Genomic DNA, 19,272 nt, shown 5'->3' on the forward strand with positions numbered 1-19,272 from the left:
CGATCTCTGCGGCAAATTAGCGGATGTACATGTACAGGTCTGCGAACTTGTACAGCTTCAAATCCTTGAGGCTGGAGATCCACACCATGAGCACCGCTTCCTTGTACAGATGGCAGCACAGTTGGATCAGGTTGTCGGCATGGTCCAGTCGGTATCCCTTTGCACCGTATAGATTGATCGGAACGGCACGGCTGATTAGCTCCCGCGTCGGTACTTTGTAAGGGCAATTTCCGCGCCAGAGGATATCGTGATTGACATCCACCTCCACAACGGAAGCGAACGGATTGTCGCAGAGCTGGATGAACTCCTGAATTTCGTGAGTTGTCATCTGATGGACCATTTTGGCTTTACGCGAAGATACATGGATCTCGTGACGGTCCGCCGCATACTCACCTTGGACATACCCCAAGCCTTCGAGCACATCCGTCACCCGGTTCACATCCTCCAGCTGCATCAGGAAATCCAGGTCGTTGAAGGTGCGCGTCTCCAGGGACGGATAGACGGTATTCACGAGAAGATTTCCCTTCAGGACCGTCAGGACAAGCTCCTTTTCGGCAAAAGCGTGGAGGATTTCAGTCAGCTTGGCGGCGTAGAAGCCATTCCGCTCACGGTATGCCGCCCATTGCAGGTTCAAAACACGCTTCAGCTCTCCCTCGAGCTGTTCGAATAGGCCGAATTTCTTGAGATTGTAGGTCAGCATGTTAAGGGTGCGGTGCGTGATCATCTGATAGACGACCTCCGACCAATCAAGCGGCGAAGCGAGGATTTTCTCCAGCTGTTCCCTCTCGTTCTCGTCAATCTCCACCGAAGCCATCAGAATCAGTTGACGCTCCAAAGACAGTTCCCGTCTATTCATATCAATAGCCCTCCTCATCAAGAGTTTATTGCCGAGCAGCTGTTCATTCTGACGGTTTATCTTCATCGTTTATCACAAAACGGATGCCGATTTCGGGTCGTTCAGCCTCAAAGCCGATTAACTGCCCGTCTGCAGCAGGCTATCGTACATCGCTTTGACTTCCTTCTTGTTGATCTTGCCGATGACATTGCGTGGAATGCTCGCGACGATGTGAATTTCCTTTGGCACCTTGCGGTCCTCTAATTGCGCGGCGCACCACCGGAACAGCTCCGCACTTGCCGCCTGACGACCCTCTTTCAAACAGACAAAAGCGACGATCCGCTGCCCAAGCTTACGGTCCTCAACGCCGAGTACCACGGCTTCGCTGATGGCTTCGTGCCGCAGCAGAACCTCCTCGATGTCCGCTGGGTATGCGCGGCTGCCTCCCTGCGAGATCATGTCGTCGCTGCGGCTCAGCACATAAAATCGTCCTTCCGCATCCCGGTACCCAATGTCCTTCACACGCAGGCCGTTCGGAGTAAGCACCTCGCGGGTGGCCTGTTCCTGCTTGTAATAGCCATCCATGAGGTAATCACTCTGAATAAACAGCTCCCCGATCTCGTCAACCTCCGCTTCGGTTCCGTCTTCGCGGAGAATCTTGATCGAGCAGCCGTCGATCGGTTTGCCGATCACCCAAGGCAGGTTGATCACTTCGTCATGCAACCCGAGAGTGACGCGGGCTACCGCTTCCGAGGCGCCATAAGCGTTATACACCTTAGCCTCTGGCGCACAACGAGCTGCTTCCTGATAGATGCCAATCGGATTGATCATGCCGCCGATCAAGATTCGCTTGAGCGAATGAAGGTCATAGGATTTAAGTCCGGGATACTCGAGCATCTGCAGCAGCATGGTCCGTACGATATAGAACTGGTTCGCTCCGTGATCCTGAATGGCTTTCAGGAAGATCGCCGGGTGAAAGACGTTGTTCATCAGGATGATCGCACCGCCCCGGCTGATCGCCATAAAGACATCTCCCGCAATGGGACTCGCCTGCGCGAGCGATCGGGGAAGAATCGTGCGGTCACCTTCTTGAAAATCCAAGCGTTCAGCAATGGCGCAAGCATTTCCGACCACGGCGCGATTGGAGAGAAGAATTCCTTTCGGCCGCGCAGTGGAACCTGACGTAAAGCAGATGCCGAAGGTGTCGGCCCCGAGCTCCGGAAGCGGCCGCGGAAGCTTGTCCGGCACTTCATGGACGCGGAAGGTTTCGTCCGCCTGTACTTCAAGAACGACGCGGACATTGTGGGAGTCGGACCGATCCCTGATCGCTTCCCAGCCCTTCGTATCGGTGATCAGCAGTTCCACATCTGCGTAATCCAAGAGCTCGATCAGTGCATCTCCCTTGAACTGATACGACAAGGAGACGAACACTTTCCCGCTTGCGTTCAGGCCCAGCATACTGATGAGAAAAGCGGGACAATTGGGGAGATAAACGCCGCCCATCCGAAAGCTCCACTTCCCGATCAGCTCCGAGAAGCGAACCGCCTGTTCATAGATCTCTTCATAGCTGTAAGTTCGGTCGTTGTAGATCAAGACCAGTTCTTGCCTGTATTTCCCGCAGCTCTCCACAAATAGCTCCCAGGGCGAATTCGCCTTCTTCATGTGCAAACTCCTCCTCTTGCGTTGTCATCCTTCTCCGTAAGAATATGAAGCGTGAGCGCGGCGTCGATCCGCATGGAAACCGGATGTGGATACCTTCGTTGTGAGGTCGACAACGTACTAGGGAGTCCCCATTGGTATTGCTGCTGGTAACTACGCCAGCGTCTCCAGCCAAGCGACCAGGCGCTCCTCCGCTTCCCGGGCCAGAACGAGCTGCTCCGCCATGTCCACAAGAAGTTGAGGCTTGCCCGTCAAGCCAAACTTTAAGGCGAGATTGGCGACGATGTCATACCGCATGGAGGCTTCCTTGAGGCATTCTTCTGCGGACTCCTCCAACGACCAGCCAAACTCCGTCCGGGCAGCCGTTAGGAATGCGAGGAACCGTTTGCGTTGGCGGGCGACCGACTTCCATGCAGAATTGTAATAGAACCGGAATTGATTCCGATCCTCCTGCTCGATCGGTTTTTCAAGCTTGGCATGGAGTGCCGTGATGAAAGCATCCAGCGCACGAAACCCGCAGACTTGACCGAGCACCTCTTCCTCCCCCCTCATTCTTCGGCAGCTTCCGAGCACCAGCTCCTTCGCGAGAAGCTCAGTCAACCGGAAGGACGGATGCAGATGGAGCTCCATCCAGAGGTTCTCCATGGGGCGCACCGTGGTTCCGCTCACCGGATTAACCGTCACGCTCGGTGTAGTCCGCCCTGCGACAACTTCCTCTATCGGAAGGGTACCGTCAAAATCACTGCTCGACATCGTATATTTGTCGAACAGGTAATACACGCCCTCTTCCAAGTCATAGCCGGTTATCACGACGGCATGGACGCCATGCTGCTGCTTGTAGGCGCGGTGATAACTGATTTCGTACAGATTGACAACGACGATCACCGCTTCCCCTTCGTCGATCAGCTGCTTCAGCCGATCATGAGCCACTTGAGGATCCTCGTGCGTATACAGCCGGATTTGGAAATGCTCGGCATCAACCGCTGAGACGGCCTTCCCCTCTAGGTACGCGGACGTTGCTGGCAAATAACCATAGGCCATCGAAGAGTTCAGCTCTTCTTCCGTGAAATAGAAGGTGGCCGAGGCATGGTTTAGAAAGTTCACTCCGATGTATTCGCTGTCCGGGTCATACATGAACGACAGGTAATCCGCCAAAGCCAAGGCGGGATTGATTCCTTTGCGCTGCAGCAAAGCGCCGTAAGCGTTATAGAAGCAGTCGTTGACATAAGGCTCGTAATAGCGCGGAACATCCTCAAGCACTCGCCGCTTCGGAATCGCTTGGCCGCTCGCCTCCATTCAAGCCGCCTCCAGCTTCCCGCTGACATAAGTAGCGATAACGCCCGCCGTCGAGAAGAACTCATCGGTTAACGAACTGCTGTCGAAGAGAATGCCGAACGCCTCCTCGATCTCCACGAGCAGCTCCACCAGCACCAGGGAATCCACACCGTAGGTCTCGCGCAGATTCGCATCAGGCCGGATGCCTTCCCCTCCAAGCGGTGCAAAACTCGCGATGATCTCGCATACCTGTTGTTCCACCTGTTCTTTGCTCATGGTCATGCGTTCTTCCTCCTTCATTCATGGTCAATCGTCATGGTCAAACGTCTATTTGTATCGCTTATTCGTTACGGTGATGCGTCCTTCCGTTTCAGGAGAGACCGTCCCCTTTTCCTTCAAGTAAGCTGCGAGCACGTCGCGCAGAAGTGCGCCCTTGCTGAGCCGCTTCGCATTCTCGAACTCGGTGAAGTTGTCGCCCCCGGTGACCAAATAGTCGTTCGTGGCTACCTTGTATTTCTTCTCCTTGTCGAGCGGCTGGTCGTTCATCGTGACGCTGACCAGCCGCTTGCCTGCCGGCTTGGAGCCGTCAAAGGTATAGGCAATCCCCGATACCTGCAGGAAGCCGCCGTTGCTGGAGCCGTAAGGCCAAGCCCGAAGCCCGCGCTCAATAGCCTCGTAGATCTTCTCCCCCTCCACTTCGACGGTCATCAAGGAGTTGACGAAGGGCAGCGGCTTGCCGACATCATAGAGCGTGATGTCTCCCTTGCTTATGCTCTCGCGAATACCTCCTCCGTTCAGCAGCGCAAGGTCCGCCTTGCCCTCCTCGCGCATGGCGTCCGTGATCAGATTGGCGAGATTAGTTTCCTCCGTCCGGACATGTGTCCGCATTCCGTCCAGCTCGACTTTCGAATGACCGACAACCGCTTTGCCCTTCTCGAGAGCGATGGCATGGTACTTCTCCGCGACGGCGGCAACGGCTTTGTCTTCCTTGGACACATCCTTGGATTGATGGATGGACCATTCGACATGCTTGACCTTGCCGTTCTTGAAGTACAGCTCGGCCAAACCGACATGCGTGCTGTACGAACCGGCTTCAACGAGATAGGTGTCGCCGATCTTCTCCGCCTTCTTGTACAGCCAGTGGTGGTGGCCGCAGAGCACCAGGTCGATGCCGGGCACCTTGCTCACGAGCTCCTTGTCCAGATCGTCGCCCAAGTGAGAAACGAACACGATGGCGTTCACGCCTTGTTCCTGGAGCTCGGCTACAATCTTGCGGGCTTCCGCCTCCGGTTCAGTGAAGGAGACATCCGGTTCTCCGAACACGTTCATGTTCGACAGGGAATCCGGGACGGTCAGACCGAAGATGCCGATCTTGAGGCCCCCTTTTTCCTTGATGATATAGGAAGGAAACGCATGCTCCCCTTTGTAGAACGTATTGCCGGACAGAATGGGATAGTTCAGCTCCTGCTTGATCTCCAGCATGCGCTTGAAGCCGAAATCGAAATCGTGGTTCCCGGCGACCATGGCATCATAGCCCATCATATTCGCCACTTCGACGATGCCCTTCGCTTCATCGACATTCGCTTCATTCGTACCGTGGAACATGTCTCCACTATCGAGAAACAGGGAATTCTTGTTTTTCGCGCGAAGCTCGTCGGCTACCCCCTTCATGAGGGGCATGCCCATTTCCACATTTACCTCGTCAAGGGTGTAGTAGCCTCCATTCACTTCGTTATAGACAATGTTTCCGTGGATGTCCGCCGTGTTGATGACCGCTAGCTTGTCGTCATAAAAACCGGCCTTCAGCTTCCAGTCCTCAAGAGGTGCAAACCGATAGGTCAGATAGCCGATGACTCCTAACAGCAATACCGTCAACACCAGAATCGGAGTGTAGGAGCGTTTGGTCGCCTTCGCGTTCATGTACCAACCTGCCTTCCGCTTGATCGGGCATGAGCGCCCGTCCTCAGCCATACATGGAATTGCCTGTGCTCGTGTAGCTGCGGACCCCTCTGCGCCAAATCAGATACACCAGGATGAACATCAGGATTCCGACAACCGGGGTCAGATAAAGGTAACCCTCCCAAAAAGGCGCGAAATCGCTTTTGCGCAGGAAATACTGAGCCGGAAAAAAATTAACGAATGAAAAAGGAACCGCAAAGATCAACAGCTTCTGAATGAAAACCGGATAGAAGGTGATCGGGTACCCCGCGATGCGCCGGGAATTGAAAAACAGCAAATTGCGCACGTTCTCCGTCTTGATCGCCCAGAAGCTGAAGCAGGCTGACAGTAAAAATAGAGATGCCTGAATCAAGGTGCCTCCGATGATCACGAGGACATAGTACAAGGCGTTCTTCCAGGTCCAATCGATACCGACCGAGAAGGCTGTGTTCATGAAAAGCAGTACACCGACGACCCCATGGCCGATTGTGGCGGAGAAATCGATGCGCGCCGCTACGATCTGGAACATGAGCCCGACTGGCCGCGTCAGCAGGCGGTCAAACTCTCCGGAATGCACCATGCCGTCAAAATCCCGAATACCCGCGAACAAGAAGACGAACAGGCTGTAGCTGAGGAAGAGAAAGCTGTAGAGAAACAGCAGCTCGTTCAAATCCCAGCCGCGGATGTGGAGGAACCTCAGAAGAATCAGCAGCATGACGACCACGCTGATCATCTCCCGGCAAAAGATCGCGATGGCGATCAAGCTGCGGTTCAGCTTGTATTCCAGCACCAGCTTCATATTGAGCTGCGAATAGCGGAACAGCAGAGCCGCTTTTTCGGCCAGAGTATGCTTAGGCACGGCTCATCCCCCCTGTACGCTCAGCTTGCGGGAAGCCCTATGCCACAGTACAATCCCGGCCAAGCCCAGAATCAATACCCAAGCCAGTTGTCGAAGCATGCCCGTCACAATTTCATCCTCGGGGATCATGCCGAGATAGATCTGGATCGGCGTGGAATAGATCGAGGCAAACGGGGTGGCTTGGACGAAATCGGCGAGCCACTCCGGCATGAACCAAACGGGAATCAACGCGCCGGAGAAGATCAACACCGCCGCATCCTTAATCGTGACGAGGCTGAACGTCCAGTAGAACCAGAAGGAGCTGATCCAGACGAGGAAGTTCAAGTTGTACAGCACCAGGAAGCCGAGCAAGGCGCTGACGGCGAAATAGAGTGCCATCTGCACGGAAAACGGCGGCAGCATTTGAAACAAAATGATCGACAACAGCAGAGCCGGGCTCAGTTGAAGCAAGAGACGGAAGACGAGCGTACCGAGCGTGTTAGAGAAGACGAACATCCGGAAGCTGATCGGCTTTAAGAGATCGGAGGAGATCAGTCCGCTTCGCACCTTCACCTCGATAAAATATTCATCCATCACATACAGGGTCTGCAGCAGAAAGGAGAGCACAACGTATGTCGCCATCATCTTGAACTGCAGCCCTTCGAGAGCTCCCTCTTCTTCGTAAATTGCCCGCCATATCGAAATGTTGACGAAAATCATGACGATGGCGTTCAGCACCCCGGCGATATATTCGGCGCGGTAGACCAGGTTGTTCTGAAAGGACTTCTTAGCCAACTCCAGATAAGCTCGGCTCAATCCGGATCCCCCCAAGGTAAATTTCCCGGATGAGCGCTTCGATGTCGGGCTCCTGCACCGTCAAATCCACGATGCTATAGCTCTGCGACAAGCGGTTGATCAGCTGGGAAACTTGAATTTCGTCCTTGCGGAACTTCAACCACAGCTTGCTGCCCTGCCGATCCACGGTCTCAACCCCTGGATAACTTAACGGTTCCACCTTCTCGGCGAATTCCACAGCGAGGATTCGTTCCTTTCCGTATGCCGCTTTGATCGCGTCCATGGAACCGTCATAGATCTTGCTTCCGTGATCGATGATGATCAGCCTTTTGCAGGTCTGTTCGATATCATCCATGTCATGCGTCGTGAAGAGCATCGTCGTCTGCTTCTCCCGATTCACGTAACGCAAGAACTCCCGGATCTTCTCCTTGGCGACCACGTCGAGCCCGATGGTCGGCTCGTCGAAGAAGATAATCTCTGGATCGTGCAAGAGCGCCGCCGCAATATCCGCCCGCATCTTCTGCCCGAGGCTCAACTGCCGCACCGGAGTCTTGATAAAGTCCTGAAGCCCGAGCAGCTCGCTGAACATGTCCAAATTCCGCATGTACACCGGCTTCGGAATCTTGTAGATGTGCTTGAGTAACTCGTACGTATCGAGCACCGGCAGATCCCACCAGAGCTGGGTCTTCTGCCCGAAGACGACGCCCATGCGGGCCGCGATCCGCTTCCGTTCCTTTTCCGGGTTCATGCCGCATACTTCTATGCTTCCGGAGGTAGGAGACAGGATGCCGGTCAGCATCTTGACCGTCGTCGATTTGCCGGCGCCGTTCGGGCCGATGAAGCCGACCGTCTCTCCCTTCTCGATCGCGAAGCTGATACCGTCCACCGCGCGGACATGCTTGAATTCCGGTATCAGCAAGCTTTTGACCGCTCCTGCGATGCCTTTGGAGCGGACGCTAACGCGATATTCCTTCACCAGCTCCTGTATCTGAATAGCTGCCATGCTCTCAACCGCCTCCCGTCGATAGAAGGGCCTGCTTGGTCTCCACGATCAACCGCAGCTTCTTGACCGTGTTCAGACTGTCCAGGAGAAGCTCTTCATCTTCAAACACAATGCCGAACTCTTCCTCCAGATTGACGACGATGTCCATACAATTGAGCGAGTCAAGGCCAAGAACCCCCAGCGGCTCATCGTCCGAACGGGTTTTGACATTTTGCGGCTCTACTCGGAATACCATCGCAACAATCTCACAGATTTTGTCTCGAATATCCAAATTTCGCTTCACTCCTTTCCCGTTCCCCGATTTCTGCACGACTTTGCTACACGGTGCCGTTTCTTGTTGATGGTATAAAAATACCGCAATCTGCATGATTGCCCCAGATGCCGACCGTCACCAACTCCCCATCCAACCTGCATGGCAAGATGGACAAAAAGAAGGACGCATTGCCAAACCTTCTGGCTTTGCGTCCTCTTCCATAATATGGTATAGGTAATCAGACTCACTGCTCGTTACGCCCCGATATCATGCTCCACGGCAAAGATGGCGAGCTGGACTCGCGTTTTCAGATTCAGCTTTTTCAAGATGGAGGAAATGGTGTTCTTGACCGTTCCTTCCGAAAGGTACAAGCTGCGGGCGATCTCACGGTTTTCCTTGCCCAGCTTGATCTCGCGGATGACCTCGGTCTCCCGCTTGGTCAGGGGGTATGTCACTTCTGGCTTGTCAAGTGAAGGTGAAGAGTCCGTTGTGCCGTTCAGGCTGCGAACGATGCTTTGCAGCGTATGTCCTTGGATGACGCTCAGCCCCATGGCGACGATTTTTACCGTCATGACGAGCTCCGTCGGATCGATCTCCCAGCAGACGCTCCCCGTTGCTCCCCGCTGTATTCCCCAAGCGATCTTCTCCTCGTCGTGCGTATTCGACAACAGGATCGTCTTGGTATTCGGATGGGGCATCATGCGCCAATCCCGATCGCTTGTCATCCCTTCGGTGAGTTCGGCATTCATCAGCAGGATATCCGGTTTCTCCCTTTCGCACAAAAGGAATGCATTCTCAAGAGAAGCAGCCGCACCGATCACGCAGAGATCCGTATCTTTTTCAAGAATCAATCGGATTCCTTCCCGCATTATCTTTCGGTTTTCCGCCAATACCACCTTGATCATAATCCTTAGCCTCCCTGTTCATTGAAATGGCTCCTGCTCAAACTCGGTTCGCACTCTCCGTTCCGCATCAGTTATACAACCATGCCTATTATGGTGGCTAGCGACTCTTACCTGGTTTTGCCCAAGGATTGGACATCCATCTCTATTATAGAGAAGAATGACATATATTGCCTTTTAGATAGATGATAAAAAGACAAGAAAACTGTCTTTCTTTCCATATGGGTTCATTTTCCATGCCATCGGACGACTAAGTAAACAAAAGGGTTGGCCAACAAGTCACGTTTCGCAGCTTGTCGGTCAACCCTTTTGACATTTCGCATGTCAAATGTTACCATTCATCGTCTATCCATAAGTACAAACGGCCTCAAGTTACCGCTCTTTCCTGAGACGGCGGCCTAGCCAAAGGTCCTATCGCTTCCGATAACGCACGAACCCGATTACGCCGATTCCGAGAATCAGAACCAAACCTCCTGCCGTAATCAGATCGTTGCGGATATTCGGAACATAGAGAGCCAACTGAATCGGATTGGAATCCTGGAGTGCGACATGCCAAGTCAAAGTACGGCCGGATTGTTCGTCCGCATTGTTGGCACCGTACAGATTATAGGGCAGGGTTAATTTGAAGTCGAATGCAAGCCCCTTCATCAGCAGGCGGATAACCGATTGGGACAAAAGATTCGTGCCCGCGATCCCCAGCGATTGATCGACATAAGCATCCATTTTCGGTTGAACATGGATGTCGTACTTTGTATACAGCCAGTTCTTTGTCACTTGGACATTCGTGTCGGCCAGATCAAGACCCTCAGCAGATTGGATCGATTCGAAAGAGGAGTACGTCTTCGTGAATTGATACCGAGTCGACTGTCCATCCGGAATCTCCTTAAGCTCGATTCCAGAGCCTTCCAGACGGCTCGCCAGTTGTTCTTCCAGCTTGTCCCCTACAAGCTTTTTCACCTTCGAGTTTAGCAGCAGCTCAGCCGAAAGATCGATGCTTCCATTGCGGTTTACCGTGAGATGCATCGTCCCGTTTGAGCATCCGGCAAGTATAGTCAGCGACAATAATAGTCCGATGACGATGACACATCTTCTAGTCAAGGTCTCTCCCTCCCTGTATCCCAGTATAAAGGGAACCCGATAGGAATAGAAACATCCTCTGTGGGCCGCTTGGTCGGGAAGTATTGAAGCCAGAAAAAGATTGAATGGGCGAACCAAACGGGATAAAATAAAGAGAACGATCCTACCTAAATGAGGGAAACAAGTGGAAGCCATCCAGAAATTTTTTGCCCATCCGATTGTGAAACGCATCACCTTTGTTTTACTTGCTTGTTTACTGCTGTACAGCGTCCGCCATCTGCTGAACCTTCTGCTGCTTCTCTTCGTCGTCACCTTCGTCATGGGGAGACTGCAGAATTTCGTCGTCCGCAAGCTAAACCGATTTTTCCCCGTCTCGAATACTCTGGTTACCGTCCTGCTGTATATTTTGCTGGTCGCCGGACTCCTTTCGGCCATCTTCAATTACGTGCCGCGGATCGTGGGTCAGGTCGCCGATCTGATCAACAACATCACCCGTTTCCTGGATAACTCCCAGAATGACGAGACACTGCAAAAGCTGAACACTCTCCTCGAAAAGATCAACTATGAAGCTTATTTGGGCAACGTTGTGACCTACATCAAGCTGCTTGGCAAATGGCTGGAGATCATTCTGATGGTCATCATCCTCAGCTTTTTCTACCTCCTGCAGAAGCACAGCATCTCGGCCTTCACCGAAAAATTCCGCACTAGCAAGATCAGCTGGCTGTATGGAGAGTTTGAATATTACGGTCGCAAATTCGTCGCTTCGTTCGGCAAGGTCATCGAGGTTCAGCTCTTGATCGCCGTCTTCAATACCATCCTGACGATGATCGGCCTTATCCTCTTGGGCTTTCCTTATCTGGTCGCCCTGAGCGCACTGGTCTTCCTGCTCAGCTTGATCCCGGTTGCCGGGGTGGTCATCTCCTTCATCCCCATCGGTATCATCGGGTACCAGATCGGCGGGTATCCAACCGTCATTTGGGCCGTCGTGATGATCCTGGTCATCCATGCGCTGGAAACCTACTTCCTCAATCCGCGGCTGTACGCGCACAAAACGAAGCTGCCGATGTTCTACACCTTCATTGTGCTCATCATTTCGCAGCATTATATGGGCATTTGGGGATTAATCATCGGCATTCCCATCTTCATGTTCCTGTTGGATCTGCTGGATGTGAATCAGCCTTTGGATCCGTTGGACCCGGAAGAACTCGAACCGATTGATCCACTAAAGAAAACCAATGAATAACTTAAGAGTGCTAGAAGGATAATCGTCATGAATAGCATAGAAAAGCCAGAAGGCTCAGCGTCCTTCTGGCTTTCTTTTTATTAATTCCGTTCCTACACTCCATCCCATCATTAGTGATTTATTGATCAATAACTAAACTTGCCGCTGTTTGGCCTTTCTTTCCATCCGTTCTCGAATCGTGGCGGCGATCCCCTCTTCGAAATCCGTCCTCGGAATCGGACCAATGAAACGCTCGTACTTCTCCCCGCTCAAAACGAACGGCTCTTCGGTCAAGTAGAGCATCTCCACAACCTCCTTCATAACCGGCAGCCCGATGCCTAACAAAGACAGGCCAACTCTTCCCAACGGAAGAACGGGGCGCCGGCTTCCGCTTGCCTTTTGTGCGATTCGGATAATCTCCTTGCCGGAGACAAGCCCGGAGCCTGGAATATGCCAGTTCTGCCCATAAGCAGCTTCTCTGTCTGCCAGCTCGATAATCATCCTTGCCGCATCGGGCAGGTATACATATTCGCGGGGAACGCGTGTATTGCCGATGAAGAAAGCGGGTTTACCGGCCGCGATCGCCTCAAGCGTGGAACCTAGATAAGAAGCGTCATTCGCGGTTGGTCCGTAATAATCCGGCAAGCGAACGATCATGACCGCAGCTCGTTGCCAACGGCTGTCGAACAGCATCCGTTCATAATCAAGTCGAATTCTTCCCTTCCTCGTGTTCGGTTCCTTGGGATGCTCTTCGGTCGCTCTCTCCATCTTCCTTCTTCCGTATGGATAGATCCCGTCAATGGCGACCACCTTGCTGCCCAATCGATCCGCCGCTTCCATAACCGACTCGCCTAAAGGGATGAGCTTATTTACCATCTCATGGTAAGGGACGTTCGCACAATGAAAGAAGACATCGACCTCATTCGCTGCTGCGATCAGATCATCCTGACGAAAAGCATCTCCGAGAGCAATCGTCAACTGCTTGGGATGACCCAATCTGCTCTTCAACTCCTCCAACTTCCGAGAAGACCGACCGAAGGCTATGGTTGGAATGCCACGATTCACTAGCTCCTCGGTGATTGCAGCGCCCGTGCCTCCCGCCGCACCAATTACGATCGCTTTTTGCATAAGCAGCTCCGCCCTTCATCATTTGTAATTGATCAATCACTAACATAATTTCACTATACTCAGTCGTGATTGATTAGTCAATAACCAAAATCGAATGACCAAAGAAGAAGGTGGTTTAAAACCATCCTACTTCTCGTTCAATTCCGGTAAATCCAATGCCATCGACACATTGCAGAGCATCCCTCGAGCGAGGAACAGCAATGTCCGCTCCTCCGGATTGGGTATTTGAGCTCTCCGAAAAGCATCCAGAACCATTTGCCGAACCTCGCGAAACCCCTCGCGCATCGTTGTTCGTATCGCTTCTTCCCCGATCGTCTGGGCCTGCATCTGCAGCAAGACTTCTTTCTGATGCATGCCCATAATTTCTTCGTAGGCTTGAATCAATCCGATTTCCAGTTGCTCTGGAGAAGCCGATTCGACAACTTGCCGGAACGCTTGAAGCATTCTTGACCAGGACACCTCCAGCGCGGATAGCAATAAGGCTTCCTTCGTCGCAAAGAAGCGAAAAATATAGGGTTGTGAGATTTGAGCCCTCTGAGCAACCAGAGCCGTTGTCGCGCGATAATACCCGACTTCTGCAAAAACCTCGATTGCAGCCGAAATGATGTCCGCCTTCCGATTTACAGATGTTCCTGCAGCTTTTGCCATTCTCGTTTCCACCCCTCTTCATGAAAAGTGATTCATCAATAACTCATTCAGTATATCGGATCATTTTTGCCGTCGCAACATAAAGAGGCTCCAAGTTATGGAGCCCCAACGCATGGAAATGGGATACGAATTCCTTATCCCTCTCCTTATTTAACCTTCTCCAGGTGCTCGGCCAGCCTGTCCCACGTTTCCGTTATTCCTTGGAGCATCCCCATCTCCAATACAGTATTCAGCGCTTCCCCCGACTCGAATTCGGCGCGATTCATGACCCGCGTCTTGCCGGAGGAATCCTCAAATTGCAGCGTGATCAGCGTGTCCGGCATGCCTTCAGCCGTATTGCCCTCTTCGTCCGAGAAATAATCCGTATAGACGATCCGCTCCGGAGCCTCGATTTCCCGATAGATTGCCTTGCCCCAGGATTCCATGCCATAGAACTCCCCCATGCCCTCGTCTATGCATTTCATACAGTAGTGCCATACCCCTTCAGGCCGAAAATCGACCTTGCATACCGGGAGATCCCAGCCTCGGGGTCCCCACCATTCCTTCAAATGATTCGCTTCGGAAAAGCAGGAGAAGACGAGCTGTCGCGGAGCGTCAAATGTTCGTTCCAATACGAGAAAACGTTCTTCCTCTACCCAGGATTTCATGGATTCGTCAGAAGTGGGAATCGTCATCGGCCAGGCCTCCTCAATCAAGTTGAGATTATCGCGGCAATCTTGCCGGGATGTCTCTACTATAGCACAAGCCTAGGCCTTGGAGTATTTCCGGTACGAGTACCGCTATCAATTGTAGGGAGTCATTTCAACCCGTGCGTAAGTCCGATCATCACCAGCAAGCCAATGATAAAAGAAAAGGTCGCAGCCCGCTCATTGCCGTCCCCATGACTTTCAGGGATCAGCTCCTTGTAGACGACGAACAGCATCGCACCTGCCGCAAATGCGAGTCCATAAGGGACGATACCCAGAAAACGATGCGAGAAGATATATCCGATCAAGCAAAAGACAAGCTCGACGATCCCGGTCGCAGCCGATGCCAGCAAAGCTGCTCTTCTCCGAAAGCCTTGAGTAAGCAGGAACAGGGCAATCAGAAATCCTTCGGGCAAGTTTTGCAGCCCGATGCTCAAGGCGACGATGCTGCTGAGGCTTCCTTCCAAGCTCCCGTAACTGATCCCGACGGACAGCCCTTCTGGGAGATTGTGGAGCATCATGGCGGACATAAAGAGCAAGGCCCCGTTGTGCGATACGCTCCCGGAGCCGGAATGCCGCGGATCCTGATGAGGAAGCACGCGTTCCAGTAGCATCAGAACGGCTGTTCCGAACAGAATCCCGGCCGTCAAAACGGCCAGATTGGACAGCTTCAAGGCGGACGGAATGAGACCGTAAGTCGAAGCGGCGACCATGATTCCCGCGGTAAAGGCCAGCAGAATGTCCTTGCCGCGATGAGTTACCCGGGTGAACAGCAGGGCCGGACATGCTCCGAGTGCCGTACACAACGCTGTGGCTGAGCTGCCAAGCAAAATTTCATTCATCGATTGGCTCCCTTCCGGACGGACATGCTCTCTCGTCCATCCTATGAGCGCAACCTGAAAAAGATGAAGAGATTGGATCTTGTCCAGATGACCTGGTTCCGGTTGGACAAAAAAAGCTAATGGATACCAGCCAAATAAATGCTGACATCCATTAGCCTATTAAGAATGATTGACTGCTGCCGACAGCTTACAGTCGAGGCGAAACGAGGATTTTCACTTGATTTTTTTCCTTGAGCAAGGCCTCGAATCCTTGTTCCACGACTTCGTCCAATTGGATCTTCTTCGTGACTAGCTTGTCCGCCGAGAAGAAGCCCTTCTCCATCAAAGAGAGGACGGCAGGGAAAACGTCGCGGTAACCGATAATCCCGGTCATATTGCGTTCCTTCAGCACGATGTCGTTTGGCATAATCGTCGCGCCTTTTTCGAAAATGCTGACGATCATGATCTGTCCGCCCAATTTGGTGGAGCTGATCGCTTGCGTGAGAACGACCGGAACTCCGGTCACCTCATAAGCGACATCCACGCCGCCGTTCGTTCGGGTTTGCAGTTCTTGTACAACATCGAATTGCTTCGGATCGAGGACAATGGCGCCAAGCTCTTCCGCCTTCGCCTTGCGCTCCTCCGACAGCTCGATGACATAGATCTCCGAAGCTCCGGAAGCTCTCAACGCTTCAATGACCAACAAGCCGATTGGACCTGCGCCAAAAACCGCTGCCTTGTCGCCGACCTTCAATTGGCTTTGACGAACGGCATGAAGTGCAACAGCAGATGGTTCGACCAATGCCCCTTGTTCAAAGGATAACGAATCTGGAATTTTATGAACCATATCAGCGTTTACGGAAACGTATTCGGAGAATCCTCCCCCGCCTCCCGCCAATCCGAGAAAGCCCATTTTTTCGCAGAGGTTGTATTTGCCCTGCTTGCAAGCCTCGCATGTGCCGCAGGAGAAGATCGGTTCCACAACAACCCGATCGCCGAGAGCAAATTCCTTCACACCTTCACCGAGCTCGATAATTTCACCGGAAAATTCATGGCCCATCGTGATCGGAGCCTGCTCACCCGTAAGCGGATGCGCTGTGCCTTGGGGAATAAAGATCGGACCAGCCACATACTCGTGAAGGTCGCTGCCGCAAATTCCGCACCACTCAACGCGGATCTTCACTTGTCCTTGTAGCGTTGTGGGCACTTCAATGGATTCCAACCGCAAGTCTTTTACATTATGCCATCTCAATGCTCGCATTCTGTCCATCTCCCATTTGCTTATAGTTGCATTACCGGAATCGTTTCCGGAATCAATACTCGCACACGCACGAACCATTGTCAATAAAGATGCGTTCCAATTAAGAAAATGAACCGGAAATTGTGAAAAAAGCTTGTATACAATTTTTCCCTTCACCATTCTCCCGCCGCTTGGGTTATGGTATCGTAGAGGTAATGAGATCGGATCGAAAGGACGTTCCTATGAAGGACAAACGCAAGATCACCATTGGAGATGTAGCCAAGAAGGCCCAAGTCGGAATAGCGACCGTATCCAGGGCTATCAATAACTCCGGGGAAATCAACCCCGAAACGCGCGTCCGCATTCTTAAGATCATTGAAGAGATGGGGTTTTCCCCGAACACGGCCGCCCAGAGCTTGAAGATCCGGCAGACCAAGCAAATCGCGCTTGCCGTTCCTGACATTCGCAATGCCATCATTCCGGATATCGCCTGGTCTGTCGAACAGACAGCCAAGCAGTACGATTACCGGGTCATCCAGATCAACACCTCCGGCAATCCGAGAGCCGAGCTGGACACGATCCGCGACATCAACCGACTTCATGTAGATGGGGTATTGATCATGCCTTTGGCTTATCCTAAAACCTTGAGCGCCCTGATCAACAATTGCCCGCTCCCCGTCTCCATTCTGAATTATGGTAAGCGGCTACATGATGGAATGAAAGCGGATATCGTCCGTTTATCCCGGATGGAGGGCAAGCTGGTGATGGACCATCTCCACGGTATCGGACGGACGAGGATCGCTTACGCCGGCCCATCCAAAAAGCTGATTGAAGATCGGTATATCGCCTACGAGGAATCCTTAACCGCAGCGGATGAAGCCCTCGTCTTCCTCGATGAAGAATTATCGACTCAAATGGGAGAACGAGCCGCCGATTCCTTCCTTGGACTGGAGAACAGGCCGGATGCCATTTACGCAGCCAATGATATGGTCGCCATCGGCCTCATCAATCGGTTTAAGAAGCTGGGCATTCGCGTGCCGGAGGATATCGCCGTCGTCGGAATCGACAATAATCCGATGACGACCCTCATCGAACCTCAGGTCAGCTCCGTGTCGATCATGGGAGCCGAAGCCGCCAGCCTTGCCACCGAGCTGCTCTTGAAGCGCATCGTCGAGAACCCGCAGCGCGAATACGAGACCGTGCAGCTGGAGCCTCGGCTGATCGTCCGGCAATCAAGCCTTTCTGTAGTGCGTGTCTGAAGCTAAAACCTATCTCCTGTTCATCCATGGAAAAAGGCGTTCAGGTCTTAACGGCCTGGACGCCTTGATTATGTAATCGGGAAAAAACCCTTTATGTGGTTGATCCTTAGAATGACCGCAACCGATTACTGCATCAGCATGCTTTCCACCAATTGTTTAAGGCTCTCGCTCGTCTCATTCAACAGCTCGACATTCTCTACAAAATGAGAAATCAGCTGCGCTTGTTCTGCCGTTGCAAATGTGATTTGAGCGATTTCCGACTCCATGGTACGGATGGTTTTCTGCACCCGATTAAGGGATTCTTCAATATGTACGGCGGCATTCTTGGTATGTTCAGACAATTTACGGACTTCCTTGGCTACGACGCCAAAGCCGGCTCCCGCTTCACCGATACGGGCGGCCTCAATCAAAGCGTTCAGGCCGAGGAGATTCGTCTGATCGGACACTTCTCGAATCAGACCTGTGACCTCGGCAACCGCGGAGGAATCCTGAACGGCTTGTTGGGAGTTTTTCCGAATCTCGTCTGCCGTTGCGGAAAGCTCTTGCGATTGCGCAGCAATCTGTTCGATGGCACTCAATAATGATGAGATGGAGTCATTGGTTTGACTCGTTATTTTCTCCAGGTGCGCTTGCTTTTCCAAGGAATAGTTGATTCCGATTTGAGCGACGATCTCCTCCTGCTCATTGAACACGGGAATCAAGATAGCCACGAAAGGAACCCCGAAGACTTCCTCCGGAATGGTATTGATGATTTTCTCCTTCTTCCCGCCAAGCCCTTTGAAATCTTGATATTCCGGCAGCAGAGGATCTCCGGCTTTTATCCCTAAATGTAGGTTTTCTGTCTCGGAGAAGTAAAGAACATGCGTCCTGTCATTAAGGGAGAGAGAGACCTCGTCCCGAAACAATTGCTGAATGTAAGGAAAACTTTGGAGCAGTGAATCCACAATATTCATCGTATGACATCCTTTCATGATGGAGGAGAGAATACCCACTATATCGGCAGCATGGTTGTCCATACCAAGTAAGATCCTTCCAAAGCGATGAATATTATGTGAATGCTCTTATGAACCGTTACCGGTTTGCCATAATTCCATCAAAAGCAGAGGTTACCAATATCCTCACATAAGCGTCATCCACAGGATCGCCGGTAATCAACAATCGGTAGAAGATCGGGCCATAGATCAGATCGATGCAAACTTCGACGTCGAGCTCCTTCTTCAGATCCCCACGCTCAATCCCCCGCTCCAAAAGATGGCGAGCTTCTTGCCTCCGAGGCTGAAAGTATCGGGTCCGGTAAGCCTCAGCGAGTCCGAGGTCGGATTGCCCTTCCCCTATCAGTTCCGTAATAACGGTTCCCTCTCGGCTTGTCATGAACCGGGAGACATTGGCCGCATGCATAAGAATATCCTCTAGAGCGGATCCTGTGTCGGGAACGGGAAGCCTCGCCTCAGCGGCAAATAAGAAACCGTCCATGACAACGGCAGCCTTGTTGGGCCACCATTTGTATATGGTCGCTTTGCTGACCCCCGCACGCTCAGCGATTTTCTCCACCGTGACCGATCCAAATCCCTTTTCCAACAGCAAATCATAAGAAGCCGTCAGAATCGCTTTCTGTGTTTCTACATTGCGCGGACGCCCTCTTTTGGCATTCACAAGAATCTCCTCCCTTATTCAAGTCATCCTTAAATAAAAT

20 protein-coding genes are annotated in these 19,272 nt (G+C 52.4%); 2 read left to right on the forward strand and 18 right to left on the reverse strand.

Annotated elements, in window-relative coordinates; translation table 11 throughout:
• Positions 1-16: 16 nt before the first annotated feature.
• The 11 genes from BN2684_RS22220 to BN2684_RS22270 all read right to left on the reverse strand — a co-directional run bounded on the left by BN2684_RS22220 (position 17) and on the right by BN2684_RS22270 (position 10,596).
• On the reverse strand, positions 17-856 hold the full coding sequence (locus BN2684_RS22220; RefSeq protein WP_199825332.1) for a nucleotidyltransferase domain-containing protein: 840 nt from the start codon (positions 854-856) through the stop codon (positions 17-19).
• A gap of 117 nt (positions 857-973) precedes the next feature.
• A complete protein-coding gene (locus BN2684_RS22225) occupies positions 974-2,497 on the reverse strand; it encodes a class I adenylate-forming enzyme family protein (RefSeq protein ID WP_058304261.1) in 1,524 nt (507 codons plus the stop codon).
• Positions 2,498-2,647: 150 nt separating this feature from the next.
• Positions 2,648-3,790: a BtrH N-terminal domain-containing protein gene (locus tag BN2684_RS22230; protein WP_058304262.1), complete on the reverse strand. Its 1,143-nt coding sequence runs from the start codon at positions 3,788-3,790 to the stop codon at positions 2,648-2,650.
• Positions 3,791-4,051: an acyl carrier protein gene (locus BN2684_RS22235; RefSeq protein WP_199825333.1), complete on the reverse strand. Its 261-nt coding sequence runs from the start codon at positions 4,049-4,051 to the stop codon at positions 3,791-3,793.
• Between the two features lie 45 nt (positions 4,052-4,096).
• Entirely contained in the window at positions 4,097-5,689 is a 1,593-nt protein-coding gene (locus BN2684_RS22240; protein ID WP_058304686.1) for a bifunctional metallophosphatase/5'-nucleotidase, read from the reverse strand.
• Positions 5,690-5,732: 43 nt separating this feature from the next.
• A complete protein-coding gene (locus tag BN2684_RS22245) occupies positions 5,733-6,566 on the reverse strand; it encodes an ABC transporter permease (protein WP_058304263.1) in 834 nt (277 codons plus the stop codon).
• Between the two features lie 3 nt (positions 6,567-6,569).
• Positions 6,570-7,361: an ABC transporter permease gene (locus tag BN2684_RS22250; RefSeq protein WP_058304264.1), complete on the reverse strand. Its 792-nt coding sequence runs from the start codon at positions 7,359-7,361 to the stop codon at positions 6,570-6,572.
• The gene (locus BN2684_RS22255; RefSeq protein ID WP_058304265.1) at positions 7,333-8,343 is read right to left on the reverse strand and encodes an ABC transporter ATP-binding protein; all 1,011 of its coding nucleotides are present in this window, start codon (positions 8,341-8,343) and stop codon (positions 7,333-7,335) included. Before BN2684_RS22255 ends, BN2684_RS22250 begins: the two co-directional genes overlap by 29 nt.
• 4 nt (positions 8,344-8,347) lie before the next feature.
• Positions 8,348-8,614: an acyl carrier protein gene (locus BN2684_RS22260; protein ID WP_159065830.1), complete on the reverse strand. Its 267-nt coding sequence runs from the start codon at positions 8,612-8,614 to the stop codon at positions 8,348-8,350.
• Positions 8,615-8,850: 236 nt separating this feature from the next.
• The gene (locus tag BN2684_RS22265; RefSeq protein WP_058304267.1) at positions 8,851-9,501 is read right to left on the reverse strand and encodes a response regulator transcription factor; all 651 of its coding nucleotides are present in this window, start codon (positions 9,499-9,501) and stop codon (positions 8,851-8,853) included.
• Positions 9,502-9,909: 408 nt separating this feature from the next.
• Positions 9,910-10,596, reverse strand: a complete 687-nt coding sequence (locus BN2684_RS22270; protein WP_148450052.1) for a hypothetical protein — start codon at positions 10,594-10,596, stop codon at positions 9,910-9,912.
• 163 nt (positions 10,597-10,759) lie between these two features.
• Between BN2684_RS22270 and BN2684_RS22275 the strand changes: the two genes are divergently transcribed.
• Positions 10,760-11,818: an AI-2E family transporter gene (locus BN2684_RS22275; protein ID WP_058304269.1), complete on the forward strand. Its 1,059-nt coding sequence runs from the start codon at positions 10,760-10,762 to the stop codon at positions 11,816-11,818.
• Positions 11,819-11,950: 132 nt separating this feature from the next.
• Here the strand turns inward: BN2684_RS22275 and BN2684_RS22280 are convergent, their stop codons facing one another.
• The 5 genes from BN2684_RS22280 to BN2684_RS22300 all read right to left on the reverse strand — a co-directional run bounded on the left by BN2684_RS22280 (position 11,951) and on the right by BN2684_RS22300 (position 16,341).
• Positions 11,951-12,925: an NAD-dependent epimerase/dehydratase family protein gene (locus tag BN2684_RS22280; protein WP_187385795.1), complete on the reverse strand. Its 975-nt coding sequence runs from the start codon at positions 12,923-12,925 to the stop codon at positions 11,951-11,953.
• Between the two features lie 126 nt (positions 12,926-13,051).
• The gene (locus BN2684_RS22285; protein WP_058304271.1) at positions 13,052-13,573 is read right to left on the reverse strand and encodes a TetR/AcrR family transcriptional regulator; all 522 of its coding nucleotides are present in this window, start codon (positions 13,571-13,573) and stop codon (positions 13,052-13,054) included.
• A gap of 146 nt (positions 13,574-13,719) precedes the next feature.
• Positions 13,720-14,247 carry an SRPBCC domain-containing protein gene (locus BN2684_RS22290; protein WP_058304272.1) on the reverse strand — a complete coding sequence of 176 codons (528 nt, stop codon included), beginning with the start codon at positions 14,245-14,247 and terminating at the stop codon, positions 13,720-13,722.
• 122 nt (positions 14,248-14,369) lie between these two features.
• Positions 14,370-15,101 (reverse strand): ZIP family metal transporter, encoded by a 732-nt coding sequence (locus BN2684_RS22295; RefSeq protein WP_058304273.1) that lies wholly within the window; start codon positions 15,099-15,101, stop codon positions 14,370-14,372.
• A gap of 187 nt (positions 15,102-15,288) precedes the next feature.
• A complete protein-coding gene (locus BN2684_RS22300) occupies positions 15,289-16,341 on the reverse strand; it encodes a 2,3-butanediol dehydrogenase (protein ID WP_058304274.1) in 1,053 nt (350 codons plus the stop codon).
• Between the two features lie 221 nt (positions 16,342-16,562).
• On the opposite strand from BN2684_RS22300, the gene BN2684_RS22305 reads away from it, so the two are divergent.
• Positions 16,563-17,579 carry a LacI family DNA-binding transcriptional regulator gene (locus BN2684_RS22305; protein ID WP_058304275.1) on the forward strand — a complete coding sequence of 339 codons (1,017 nt, stop codon included), beginning with the start codon at positions 16,563-16,565 and terminating at the stop codon, positions 17,577-17,579.
• 125 nt (positions 17,580-17,704) lie between these two features.
• On the opposite strand, the gene BN2684_RS22310 is transcribed toward BN2684_RS22305, so the two are convergent.
• Together BN2684_RS22310 and BN2684_RS22315 are read right to left on the reverse strand one after the other, a co-directional pair.
• Positions 17,705-18,532, reverse strand: a complete 828-nt coding sequence (locus BN2684_RS22310) for a methyl-accepting chemotaxis protein (RefSeq protein WP_058304276.1) — start codon at positions 18,530-18,532, stop codon at positions 17,705-17,707.
• 118 nt (positions 18,533-18,650) lie between these two features.
• Positions 18,651-19,232 carry a TetR/AcrR family transcriptional regulator gene (locus BN2684_RS22315; protein WP_058304277.1) on the reverse strand — a complete coding sequence of 194 codons (582 nt, stop codon included), beginning with the start codon at positions 19,230-19,232 and terminating at the stop codon, positions 18,651-18,653.
• Between the last annotated feature and the right edge of the window lie 40 nt (positions 19,233-19,272).

Source organism: Gorillibacterium timonense (genome assembly GCF_001457415.1).
Taxonomy (GTDB): domain Bacteria; phylum Bacillota; class Bacilli; order Paenibacillales; family NBRC-103111; genus Gorillibacterium; species Gorillibacterium timonense.